The 12,297-nt window shown below is 64.6% G+C and carries 9 protein-coding genes; 3 read left to right on the forward strand and 6 right to left on the reverse strand.

Annotated features, from left to right (window positions below; genetic code table 11):
* Nucleotides 1-42 precede the first annotated feature (42 nt).
* On the forward strand, nucleotides 43-1,344 hold the full coding sequence (locus EGJ22_RS12015) for an MFS transporter (RefSeq protein WP_029885135.1): 1,302 nt from the start codon (nucleotides 43-45) through the stop codon (nucleotides 1,342-1,344).
* Between the two features lies 1 nt (nucleotide 1,345).
* On the forward strand, nucleotides 1,346-2,530 hold the full coding sequence (locus EGJ22_RS12020) for a M20 aminoacylase family protein (protein ID WP_029885134.1): 1,185 nt from the start codon (nucleotides 1,346-1,348) through the stop codon (nucleotides 2,528-2,530).
* A 75-nt stretch (nucleotides 2,531-2,605) separates the two neighbouring features.
* Here EGJ22_RS12020 and EGJ22_RS12025 read toward each other — a convergent pair whose 3' ends face one another.
* The 6 genes from EGJ22_RS12025 to EGJ22_RS12050 all read right to left on the reverse strand — a co-directional run bounded on the left by EGJ22_RS12025 (nucleotide 2,606) and on the right by EGJ22_RS12050 (nucleotide 11,027).
* Nucleotides 2,606-4,021: an efflux transporter outer membrane subunit gene (locus EGJ22_RS12025; RefSeq protein WP_009682306.1), complete on the reverse strand. Its 1,416-nt coding sequence runs from the start codon at nucleotides 4,019-4,021 to the stop codon at nucleotides 2,606-2,608.
* The gene (locus tag EGJ22_RS12030) at nucleotides 4,018-7,197 is read right to left on the reverse strand and encodes an efflux RND transporter permease subunit (RefSeq protein ID WP_029885133.1); all 3,180 of its coding nucleotides are present in this window, start codon (nucleotides 7,195-7,197) and stop codon (nucleotides 4,018-4,020) included. The genes EGJ22_RS12025 and EGJ22_RS12030 overlap by 4 nt, the downstream gene beginning before the upstream one ends.
* 12 nt (nucleotides 7,198-7,209) lie before the next feature.
* Nucleotides 7,210-8,451: a multidrug efflux RND transporter periplasmic adaptor subunit MexE gene (mexE, locus tag EGJ22_RS12035; protein ID WP_009682303.1), complete on the reverse strand. Its 1,242-nt coding sequence runs from the start codon at nucleotides 8,449-8,451 to the stop codon at nucleotides 7,210-7,212.
* A gap of 176 nt (nucleotides 8,452-8,627) precedes the next feature.
* Nucleotides 8,628-8,930, reverse strand: coding sequence for a hypothetical protein (locus EGJ22_RS12040; RefSeq protein WP_029885132.1), 303 nt, complete (start codon nucleotides 8,928-8,930; stop codon nucleotides 8,628-8,630).
* A gap of 94 nt (nucleotides 8,931-9,024) precedes the next feature.
* On the reverse strand, nucleotides 9,025-10,377 hold the full coding sequence (locus tag EGJ22_RS12045; RefSeq protein WP_029885131.1) for a GntP family permease: 1,353 nt from the start codon (nucleotides 10,375-10,377) through the stop codon (nucleotides 9,025-9,027).
* A gap of 110 nt (nucleotides 10,378-10,487) precedes the next feature.
* Nucleotides 10,488-11,027 (reverse strand): gluconokinase, encoded by a 540-nt coding sequence (locus EGJ22_RS12050; protein ID WP_029885130.1) that lies wholly within the window; start codon nucleotides 11,025-11,027, stop codon nucleotides 10,488-10,490.
* Between the two features lie 207 nt (nucleotides 11,028-11,234).
* Here EGJ22_RS12050 and EGJ22_RS12055 point away from each other — a divergent pair, with 207 nt between their 5' ends.
* On the forward strand, nucleotides 11,235-12,254 hold the full coding sequence (locus EGJ22_RS12055; RefSeq protein ID WP_029885129.1) for a LacI family DNA-binding transcriptional regulator: 1,020 nt from the start codon (nucleotides 11,235-11,237) through the stop codon (nucleotides 12,252-12,254).
* The last annotated feature ends 43 nt before the right edge of the window (nucleotides 12,255-12,297 follow it).

Genomic DNA, 12,297 nt, shown 5'->3' on the forward strand with positions numbered 1-12,297 from the left:
GATATTCGTTGCACGCCGCGATTCGCCAACGGAGAAAAAACAATGACAACACCGCTACCCGCACCGCCAGTTCTGCAGGCGGATGCGCCTTGCAGTGCGCACTCGTCGTCCTCGCGTAAAACCTTGATTGCCTGCTCGCTGGGCAATGCGCTGGAAATGTACGACTTCACGATCTACAGCTTTTTCGCTGTATTGATCGGCAAGCATTTCTTCCCGTCCGATTCGGCAATGGCTTCGTTGTTGATGTCGCTGGCCACCTTCGGCGTCGGCTTTCTGATGCGGCCGGTCGGGGCCATGGTCATTGGCCGTTACGCCGACCGGCATGGGCGCAAGGCGGCCTTGTCGCTGACGATTGGCTTGATGACCCTGGGTACGGCATTGATCGCGTTCACCCCCACCCATGCGCAGATCGGTATCTGCGCCACGCTGCTGCTGGTGGCCGGTCGGCTGATTCAGGGCCTGTCGGCCGGTGGCGAGATCGGTACCGCATCGGTGTTCCTGATGGAGTCCAGCGCTGTTGGCAAGCGCTGCCAGAGCGTCAGTTGGCAGGCGGCCAGCCAGGGCTATGCCGCCCTGGTGGGGGCAGGGTTCGGTCTGGCGCTCAGCCAATGGCTCGAGCCGGACGCGCTGGAAAGCTGGGGTTGGCGCATCCCGTTCATTTTCGGCCTGCTGATCGGCCCGGTCGGCTGGTACATTCGCACGCGGTTGCCGGAAACCCATACCGCCGAAGCGGCGCGTTCAGGCGAGCCGGTGCTGGATGCCGCCCTGCTCAAGCGAATCGCCCTGGGCATTGGCCTGATGGCCAGCTCGACCATCGGCATGTACCTGTTCGTGTTCTACATGCCCACCTACCTGACCACCGCCTTGCATTACCCGCCAGGCAGCGCGATGGCGATCGCCTGCATCAGCAGCGGCTGCATGGCGCTCATCTGCCCACTGGCGGGCAAGTTCGCCGACAAGCACCAACTGCGCAAGCGCCTGCTGGTATGGACGGTCGCCACGCCGGTGGTGCTGACCTTGCCGGTGTTCTACCTGCTCGGGCATATCCAGCACATGGGGCTGGCAATGATGTGCGTGGCGGTGCTGATCCTGCCCACCTGCATGGGCGCCGGTGCGTTCTTTGCCCTGATGATGGAGGGGTTTCCCAAGGCGCAGCGCTCTTTCGGCACTTCGGTCAGCTACAGCCTGGGGGTAACCCTGTTTGGGGGGTTCTCACCGTTGGTGGCCACCTGGCTGATCGCTGCGCTGGGTACGCCATTGGCCCCGGCCTACTTCTTGTTGGCCGGTGGTGCAGTCAGCCTGGTCTGCCTCAACTACTTCCCTGAAAACAAAGGATGCGAGTGACATGGGTACTTTGCAGAGTGATCAGCCGTTGCAACCAACTGCAGCGCTCGATGCGTTTGTCATGCTGCGCCGGCAGATCCACGCCGCGCCGGAGATAGGCGGCGACACCCCGGGAACGGCGGCGCTGGTAGCCGACACACTGCAGGCGCTGGGCTATACGGTGCATCGGCAGGTGGGTGGGCACGGGGTGGTGGGGGTGCTGAAGGTGGGTGACAGCCCGCGCAGTATCGGTTTGCGTGCCGACATGGACGCCTTGCCCATGAACGAGAAGAACGCTTTCGCCCATGCCAGCAAGGTGCCCGGGCGAATGCATGCCTGCGGTCATGACGGGCATACCGCGATCCTGCTGGCGGCTGCAGCGCAACTGGCGGCTAGCCGCCAGTTCAACGGCACGTTGAACCTGATCTTCCAGCCGGACGAAGAGGGCCTGGCCGGCGCCAGGGCGATGATCGACGACGGGCTGTTCGAACGCTTCCCGTGTGATTCGGTGTATGCCCTGCACAACATGCCCGGCCTGCCGGTGGGCACGTGCGTGGTACAGGCCGGGCCGACCATGGCCTCTTCCCAGCGGGTCAGCATTCGCATCACCGGCAAAGGTGGCCATGGGGCGATGCCGGAACTGTCGGTAGACCCGATAATGGCGTTGCACAGCCTGATCGGTGCGATCCAGACCATCAAGTCGCGCAACCTGAGTGTCGACGACCATGCTGTGATCAGCATCGGCATGATCCAGGCTGGTACGGTGTACAACATCATCCCCGACGAGGCCTGCATGCTGCTGAGCGTGCGCACCGACACGGCCGAGACCCAGCAGAAGATCAACAGCCGGATAGAGGCGTTGGCCAGGGGGCACGCGCAAGCTTTTGGCGTTGAGATCGATGTGCAGTTTACCCAGCTGGCCCCGGCGTTGTGCAACAGCGAGCAAGAAAGTGCGCTGCTGCGCGAGAGCCTGCGACCGCTGTTCGCCGATGGCGCACTGCTGGACAAGCTGCCGAAAAAGGTCATGGGTACCGAAGACTTCGCCTACATGCTGCAGGCGCGGCCAGGCTGTTACTTCATGCTCGGCAACGGCACCGGCGAGTTTCATGGGTGTTCGGTGCACAACCCTCACTATGACTTCAACGATGCGTTGGTGAAGATCGGCGCCGATTGCTGGGTCAAGTGGGTGCAGGACGCGTTGCGCTGAGCCCGCCCGGGTACTACCGCCTGGCCGGTGGCGGCCACACGGTGGTGGCGCCACAGGCCATGGTCGTGCCTGGGGTCAGTGCGCGCTGGCCACGGTCTGCGGTTGCCAGCCGCCACCCAGGGCTTTGTAGATCGAAACGATGCCGCGGTACAGCTCGACCTCGCCTTGCGCTTGCGCATCTTCGGCACTCAGCCGTTCGCGTTCGGCATCGAGCAGCACCAGGTAGTCCACGGTCCCCTCGCGGTAGCGAATCGAGGCCAGTTGCGCCGCCTTGCGGCTGGCTTCGCTCTGGCGCATCAACGACAGCAACCGTTGTTGGGTCTTGGCGTAGTCGCTGAAGGCGTTGGCCGACTCTTCCAGTGCCAGCAACACCTGTTGCTCGTAATTGGCCATGGCGCCTTCGGCGTCGGCCTTGGCCCCGCGCAGGCGGGCCCGCACGCTGCCCAGGTCGAACGCCGCCCAGGTAATGCTGGGGCCCAAGGCCCAGGCGTTGGCCGCCGATGAGCCGAGCTGCGACCCGCGCGCGGCGGTAAAGCCCAGGAAGCCGCTGAGGCTGACACGCGGGAACAGGTCGGCGGTGGCGACGCCGACGTTGGCCGTGGCGGCTGCCAGCTGGCGTTCGGCGCTGCGAATGTCCGGGCGGCGGCGCAGCAGTTCGCCGGGGTCGCCCACCGGCAGCGCCTTGGCGATGGCCGGCAGCGCCTTGGGCGACAAGTCTACGCTCAGGGCGTCGGGGCGCTGGCCGAGGAGGGTGGCGATGCGGTGCCGCGCCCGGGCCTGTTCGGCCTGCAGTTGCGGCACGGTCGCTTCGACCCCGGCCAGGCGGGCATCGGCGCGTACCACGTCGAGGTCGTTGCCGACCCCGGCGTCGCGCAGGGTTTCGGTGATGCTGCGCGATTGCTGCTGGGTCTTGAGGTTGGCCAGGGCAATCTTCTCGCGCAGCTGTGCACCGCGTAATTGCCCATAGGCATCGACCAGTTCGGCGATCAGGCTGACCTGCAACTGCTGCAGGTCGGCGGCAGCGGCCGCTTCCTGCGCTTCACTGGCTTCGATCTGGCGCTGGATGCGGCCGAACAGGTCCAGCTCCCAGGCCATGTCCAGGCCCAGGTCATAGCGTTCGCTGTTCACCCGTTGCTCGGTCTGGCCAGGAACCTGGCCTTTGCCGATATCGCTGCTGGCACGGCTGGTGACCACCGGGAACGGGTCGTTCTCGGCGTCTTCACGGATCGAGCGGGCCGACTTCAGGCGGGCAAAGGCCACGCGCAGATCCCGGTTGCCGGTCAACGAAGCCTGCACCAGCTGGTTCAGTACCGGGTCGTCGAACTGCTTCCACCACAAGCTTTCAAAGTGGCTGCGGTCATAGGCCTTGGCCTGCGCATCGGCGCCCAGCTGGGCAGGTGCGGTGGCGGGGGCCTGGTAGTCCGGGCCGACCGCGCAGGCGGCCAGGGCCAGGGCCAGCAGGCTTGGCGTCAGGGGTTTGAGCAGGTTCATGCGTGGTTCTCCAGCACTTGCACGCGTTCGGCCTTGCGGGCCTGGCGACGCTCGACGAAACGGCGGATCAGGAAGAAGAACACCGGGGTGAGGAACAGGCCGAATACGGTCACGCCGATCATTCCGGAGAACACCGCCACACCCATGGCATGGCGCATTTCCGAGCCTGCCCCCGAGCTGAACACCAGCGGCACCACGCCCATGATGAAGGCGATGGAGGTCATCAGGATCGGCCGCAGCCGCAGGCGGCACGCTTCCAGCACGGCAGCCAGCGGGTCGAGGCCCTTGGCCTGTTCGTCCTTGGCGAACTCGACGATCAGGATCGCGTTCTTGCACGCCAGGCCCACCAGTACGATCAGCCCGATCTGGGTGAAGATGTTGTTGTCGCCACCCGATACGATCACACCGGTGATCGCCGACAGCAGGGTCATCGGCACGATCAGGATCACGGCCAGCGGCAGGCTCCAGCTTTCGTACTGGGCAGCCAGTACCAGGAAGGCCAGCAGCACGCACAGCGGGAACACGAACAGCGCGGTATTGCCCGACAGGATCTGCTGATAGGTCAGGTCGGTCCACTCGAAGGTCATGCCGTTGGGCAGTTCCGCTTTCAGCAGTTTTTCGATGGCCGCCTCGGCCTGGCCGGAGCTGTAGCCAGGGGCTGCGGCACCGTTGATTTCAGCGGTGATGAAACCGTTGTAGTGCATCACACGGTCCGGCCCGGAGGTATCGCTGACCTTGAGGAAGGTCGCCAGCGGTATCATCTCGCCCAGGTTGTTGCGCACCTTCAATTGGCCGATTTGCTCGGCATCGAGGCGGAACTGCTGCTCAGCCTGGACGTTGACCTGGTAAGTGCGGCCAAAGCGGTTGAAGTCGTTGGTGTACAGCGAGCCCAGGTAGACCTGCAGGGTGTCGAAGATGTCGCTGATCGCCACGCCATGGGTCTTGGCCTTTTCCCGGTCGATGGCGGCATCGACCTGCGGCACGTTGACCTGGTAGCTGGTGAACAGGCCCGCCAGCTCCGGCACCTCGTGGCTTTTGGCAATGATGTTCTGGGTTTCCTTGTACAGCGCTTCGTAGCCCAGGTTGCCGCGGTCTTCGATCTGCAGGCGGAAGCCGCCGATGGTGCCCAGGCCTTGTACCGGCGGTGGCGGGAAGATCGCGATGTAGGCGTCCTGAATGTCGGCGAACTGGGCATTGAGCGCGGCAGCGATGGCGGCAGCCGACTGGCTTGGGTCCTTGCGCTCGTCAAACGGCTTGAGTGGAGTGAACACGATGCCGCTGTTCGGGCTGTTGGTGAAGCCGTTGATCGACAGGCCAGGGAAGGCGACCGAGTCGGCCACGCCAGGTTGCTTGAGGGCGATTTCGCTCATGCGCTTGATCACCGCCTCGGTGCGGTCGAGGCTGGCGGCGTCGGGCAACTGGGCGAAGGCCACCAGGTATTGCTTGTCCTGGGCCGGTACGAAGCCGGTGGGGGTAGACGAGAAACCCAGGTAGGTCAGGCCCATCAGGCCGGCGTACACGAACAGGGCGATGCCGCTGGAGCGAATGACCCGGCGCACGCCGCCCACGTAGCGGTGAGAGGCACGGTCGAAAAAGCGGTTGAACGGGGCGAACAGCCAGCTGCCCAGGAGTTTTTCCAGTAACCGCGAGAAACGGTCCTTGGGCGCATGGTGTTCCTTGAGCAGCACGGCAGCCAGCGCCGGTGACAGGGTCAGCGAGTTGAATGCCGAGATCACCGTGGAAATGGCGATGGTCAGCGCGAACTGCTTGTAGAACTGCCCGGTCAGGCCGGAAATGAAGGCCGCAGGCACGAACACCGCACACAGGACCAAGGCGGTGGCGATGATCGGCCCGGTCACTTCGGCCATGGCCTTCTGCGTCGCCTCCAGGGGTTTGAGGCCCAAGCCGATATTGCGCTCGACGTTTTCCACCACCACGATGGCGTCGTCCACCACGATACCGATGGCCAGCACCAGGCCGAACAATGACAGGGCGTTGAGCGAGAAGCCGAACAGGTGCATGACCGCAAAGGTGCCGATCAGCGATACCGGCACCGCCAGCAACGGGATGATCGAGGCGCGCCAGGTTTGCAGGAACAGAATGACTACCAGCACCACCAGCACCAGCGCTTCGAACAGGGTGTGCACCACCGCCTCGATGGAGCCGCGCACGAACACGGTCGGGTCATAGACGATGCTGTAGTCCATGCCTTCGGGGAAGTCCTTCTTCAGCTCGGCCATTTTTGCCCGTACTTCGTCGGAGATCTCGATGGCGTTCGAGCCTGGGCGCTGGAAGATCGGCAGTGCCACTGCCGGCTGGTTGTTCAGCAACGAGCGCAGGGCATATTGGCTGGAGCCGAGCTCGACCCGGGCGATGTCTTTCAGCCGGGTGATTTCGCCGTCGGCGCCGGCGCGGATGATGATGTTCTCGAACTCTTCCTCGTTGACCAGGCGGCCCTGGGTGTTGATCGACAGCTGGAAACTGGTCGAACCCGGGGCGGGCGGGGCGCCCAACTGGCCGGCGGCGACCTGGCGGTTCTGTTCGCGAATGGCTGCGACCACGTCACTGGCGGTGAGGTTGCGCGAAGCAGTTTTGTTCGGGTCGAGCCAGACGCGCAGCGAGTAGTCGCCCATGCCGAACAGCTGCACATCACCCACGCCGCCAAGGCGTGCCAACTCGTCCTTGATATTGAGGATGGCGTAGTTGGACAGGTAGAGCATGTCGTAGCGGTTGTCCGGCGAGGTCAGGTGCACGACCATGGTCAGGTCGGGCGAGGCCTTGTCGACGGTGATACCGATGCGGGTTACTTCTTCCGGCAGCTTGGGCTGGGTGCGGGTGACGCGGTTCTGCACCTGCACCTGGGCGTTGTCCAGGTCGGTGCCCAAGGCGAATGTGATGGTCAGCGTCAGTTTGCCGTCAGCGGTGGACTGGGAAGACATGTACAGCATGTTCTCCACACCGGTAATGGCTTGCTCCAGCGGCGCAGCCACGGTTTCGCCGATGACTTTCGGGTTGGCACCCGGGAAGTTGGCGCGTACCACCACGGTTGGCGGCACTACCTCGGGGTATTCGCTGATGGGTAACTGGAACAGCGAGATCGAGCCGGCAATCAGCAGCACCAGCGACAGCACGGCGGCGAAGATCGGCCGGGTTATGAAGAATTTGGAGAAGTTCATCGGTCTGGTCCCTTAACCGCGTGGCGCCTGGGCGCTGGCGTTTTTCACGTTGTTGCCCGCCACTTTGGGCGCCGGGTTGCTGGCCTCCAGGGCCTGGCGCTGTTGGGCGAGGGCGGCGAGGGTCTGCTCGCTGGCCATCTGGGTTTCCTGCGGCGTTACCGGCGAACCCGGGCGTACGCGCTGCAGGCCCTTGACCACGATGCGCTCGTCCTTGCCCAGGCCGCTGCGCACGATGCGCAGGCCTTCGAGTTTCGGCCCCAGTTCCACGGCGCGGTAGGCGGCCTTGTTGTCCTTGTCCATGACCAGCACGAACTTCTTGCCAAGGTCGGTGCCCACGGCCTCGTCGTTGATCAGTACGGCGTCGTACTGGGCGCTGCCCACCAGCTTCAGCCGGGCATACAGGCCCGGGGTGAACTGGCCGTCGCGGTTGTCGAACACGGCGCGGCCACGGATGGTGCCCGTGCGCGGGTTGACCTGGTTGTCGACGAAGTTCATCTGGCCCAGGTGAGGGGTGCCGGTTTCGTTGGTCAGGCCGAGGTACACCGGGGTGCTCTGGCCGCGTTGGCCCTCGCGCGCCAGCTGGGTGTACTTGAGGTACACGCGCTCGTCGGCGTCGAAGTAGGCGTAGACCTTGTCGGTGGAGACCACGCTGGTCAGCGGGGTCACGTCGGCGCTGACGATGTTGCCGGCCGTGAACGCGGCGCGGCTGACCCGGCCGCTGATCGGCGCGGTAACCCGGGTAAAGCTGAGGTTCAGGCGGGCGAGGTCCAGTTGAGCCTGGATGGCGTCGACCCCGGCCCGGGCTTCGGCAGCGGCGCTGCTGCGCGATTCGGCCAGCTCGGCGGAAATGGCGTTGCTGTCGCGCAGGCGCTCACCACGGCGGGCTTCATTGGCGCTGCGGATGGCGGTGGCCTTGGCTTGTTGCAACTGGGCTTCGAGGCGGCGGACTTCTGCCTGGAACGGGCGCGGGTCGATCTGGAACAGCAGGTCGCCTTTCTTGACCTGGGCGCCCTCGGTGAAGGCGACCTGGTCGATCTGGCCGGACACCCGCGGGCGCACCTCGACGGTTTCCGGGGCTTCGAGGCGGCCGGTGAACTCGTCCCATTCATTGATCGGTTGCTCGATCACCTTGGCCACGGTGACTTTCGGCGCGGCGGGAGCCTGCACGGCGTCGGGGGTTCGGCCGCAAGCGCTGATCACCACCACAGCCAGGGCTGCGAGGGGGAAGCGCAAGGGTTTGAGTGATTGTTCCATGGAGAACTCCGCCAATGTATTAGTGATGGGCGGAGTGTGAGTGTCTTGCGCGAGAGGCACGAATCGAACGGGCCGAAATCTATTATCACGCTGAATGATAGGTCGGGATCAGCGGGTGGTGAATCGAGGGTGCGGGCCTGCACCCGAAGCCGGTGCCAGGGCCCGCTGCCACGGGCTTAGCGTTGGCTGCCGCCAGCGCCGCCTGCGTCGGCACCACCGGTCCCTTCGGACCCTGTGCCGTCCATGCCTGGCAAGTCACGACTGTCGTTCTGCTGGGCGGGCGGGCTGTCCGGGTCATTGCCCTTGATGCGCGGGTCGGTATCCCGCGGCATGGGTTTTTCGATCGGGTTGAGGGTGCTGTCCACGCCGGGCTGCGGCGCGTTGTTGTGCGGGTCGTCGGGGTAGGTCGGGCCAGTGCCGGCGGCAAGCGCCAGTGGCGAGGCGAGCAGGGCAATCAGCAGCACGCTTGAGCGGTTCATGGCAGTCTCCATTGCGTCGGGTGGGGCGTACTCCTTTTCGGCCCCACCCGTGGCGCTAACGTGCCATTGTTGCGCTCATTGTTCCGATCAGCGGTTACACCACCATCGACAACAACATGATGAAGATGATGCCGACGATTGAAAGAATCGTCTCCATCATGCTCCAGGTCTTGAAGGTTTCGGCCACGGTCATGTTGAAGTACTGCTTCACCAGCCAGAAGCCGGCGTCGTTCACATGCGACAGGATCAGCGACCCGGCGCCGGTGGCCAGCACCAGCAACTCACGGTTCACCCCCGGTACCAGGTCGATCACCGGTGCCACGATACCCGCGCCGGTGATGGTCGCGACGGTGGCCGAACCGGTGGCGATACGGATCACCGCCGCTACCAGCCAGGCCAGCAGGATCGGCGAAATTTCCGCTTGCACGGCCATTTGCCCGATCACATTGCCCACCCCGGTGTCCACCAGCATCTGCTTGAAACCGCCGCCGGCACCGACGATCAGCACGATCGCAGCGGTTGGCGCCAGGCTCTGGTCGAGCATTTTCATGATTTGCTGGCGGTTGAAACCGCGGGCCGAGCCAAAGGTGTAGAAGGCCAGCAGCAAGGCAGCGAGCAGGGCGGTGATCGGGTGGCCGATCAGGTCCATCCACTGGCGCACGATGTGCTCGGCAGGCAGCACCACGTCGGCGAAGGTTTTCAGCAGCATCAAGGCCACCGGCAGCAGCACGGTGATCAGGGTGATGCTGAAGCTCGGCAGGTTGCCCTGGTCGGACTCCTTGGCGATCTGGTCCATCAGCTCCTGCGACGGGTTGCCGGGAATGTAGCGGGAGATGAAGTTACCGAACAGCGGGCCGGCGATGATGGCGGTAGGCAGCGCCACGATCAGGCCGTAGAAAATGGTCTTGCCGATGTCGGCGTGGAAGATGCCGATCGCCAGCAACGGGCCCGGGTGCGGCGGTACCAGGCCATGCACGACCGACAGGCCGGCCAGCAATGGAATGCCGATTTTCACCAGCGAAACCCCGGAGCGCCGGGCCACGATGAACACCAGTGGAATCAGCAGCACGAAGCCGATTTCGAAAAACAGCGGAATGCCCACCAGGAAAGCGGCGAACATCATGGCCCAGTGCACGTTCTTCTTGCCGAAGGCGCGAATGAGGGTTTGCGCGATCTGGTCGGCGCCGCCGGAGTCGGCCATCAGTTTGCCAAGCATGGTGCCCAGGGCGAGCACGATGCCGACAAAGCCCAGCACACCGCCAAAGCCGTCCTGGAACGACTTCATGACCTTGGCCACCGGCATGCCGGAGGTCAGGCCCAGAAAGCCGGCCGCCAGGGTAAGGGCGACGAAGGGGTGAACCTTGAAGTGGGTGATCAGCAGGATCAGCCCGACGATCGTCACGAGCGCGTCGAGCAACAGGAAGGTATCAGTAGCCAGTCCGAACATGGTTTCAGGGCCTCGGTCTTATCGTTGTTTTGGGCGTAGCGTTGTGGGAACTTTTCGCGCTTTCGCGGGGTCGGGTAGCGCTGTCTTTGGTGAGCCGGGAAACCGCTGGGTCAAGCGGTCTGCGCCAGGCCCTGCTCACCGCGGCACTTTAGCCAGCGGTCTACCGCTTCGGCCAGGGCTTCGATGGGCTGGGTAGCGTCCAGGGCCAGGGTCAGGGGCTCGCCACGCGGCGATTCCAGTGCGTCGAACTGGCTGTCGATCAGGCTGGCCGGCATGAAATGCCCAGGGCGTGCCAGCACGCGCTTTTCGGCTTCGGCAGGCGACAGTTCGAGGAAAACGAACACCAGCCCAGGCATGGCCTGGCGCAGGGTTTCGCGGTAGCGGCGCTTGAGCGCCGAGCAGGTCAGGATCGGGCGTTCGCCGGCCTGGCTGATGGCTTGCAACTCTTCGCCCAGGCGCACCAGCCAGCCGGCGCGGTCGGCGTCGTCCAGGGGGATGCCCGCGCTCATCTTGCGGATGTTTTCGGCAGGGTGGAAAGCGTCGCCTTCGATCAGGCGACCGCCGCTTCGGGCAGCGATGGCAGCACCGATGCAGCTTTTGCCGCAACCGGCCACGCCCATCACCACGATGGCGGACAGGGGAGAATTCATCAGTACCTCCTGCGGGGTGAGGTAGCGCTGTCTCGTCGCTGACGAAAAGCCACCTCCCCGGTGTTATTGGTCTTGTCCTTACGCAGTATGGACGCCTGGCAGCACGCGTGTAGCGGCAGCTACCAAAGATTACATTGCCTGCATCCTGAGACAGCGCTACCTTAGTGGCCGTTCCCCATCCTTGCAAGTAGTAAAATTACAACATCCATGTCCCGCACCGGCTCCCGTACCACAGGTCGTCCTACCCTGGCTGAAGTGGCCAGGCTTTCCGGGGTTTCCCCGATCACCGCTTCGCGCGCGCTGCGCGGCGTGAGCACGGTTGCGCCAGAGCTGGCCGCAAAGGTCATGGCTGCCGCCGCCAGCCTGGGCTACGTGGCCAACCCTGCGGCCCGGGCGTTGGCCTCGGCGCGCAGCCAGTCTGTCGTGGTACTGATCCCGTCGCTGTCCAACCAGCTGTTCATCGACACCCTGGAGGCCATCCACGACGTCATGCGCCCGCGTGGGCTCGAGGTGCTGATCGGCAACTATCACTACGACCTGGCCGAAGAAGAGAACCTGATCCGCAATTACCTGGCCTATCAGCCCTGCGGCATGTTGCTGACCGGGTTCGACCGCAGCGATGCGGCCCGCCAGATGCTGGCCGCCAGCGGTGTACCCTGCGTGCACATGATGGAGCTCAAGGGCGAGCCGGGGGCAGTATCGGTCGGTTTTTCCCAGGAGCAGGCGGGGCGGGCTGCCGCGCGGCACCTGCTCGAACGCGGGCGCAAGCGCCTGGCATTCATAGCCGCGCAACTCGACCCGCGGGTGATGCAGCGGGCGGAGGGCTTCCGCCAGGCCCTGGCCGAGGCGGGCCTGCACGCTGCGGAACTGGAAGTGTTGGCCCCGGAGCCTTCTTCGATTGCCTTGGGCAGCACACTGTTCAGCCGCCTGATGCAGCAGGCCCCGGATGTGGACGGCATCTTCTTCTGCAACGACGACCTGGCCCAGGGCGCTGTCTTGCAGGCGTTGCGCCAAGGTGTGGAGGTGCCTCGCCAGGTGGCCATGGTGGGCTTCAACGACCTGCCGGCTTCGGCGCACATGGTGCCGCGCCTCACCTCTATCCGTACCCCGCGGGCTGCCGTCGGTCGGGGCGCGGCCCAGGCCTTGCTCGCGTTGCTGGACGGCAAACGGGTGGCCAGTGCCCAACAGGACCTGGGTTTTGAGCTGATGGTGCGGGAAAGTACATGATTCGCTCCCCTGTGCAATGGCGTTGACCACGCCCTGGCGGCCT

The organism is Pseudomonas sp. p99-361 (assembly GCF_003935475.1).
GTDB classification, from domain to species: Bacteria; Pseudomonadota; Gammaproteobacteria; order Pseudomonadales; family Pseudomonadaceae; genus Aquipseudomonas; species Aquipseudomonas juntendi.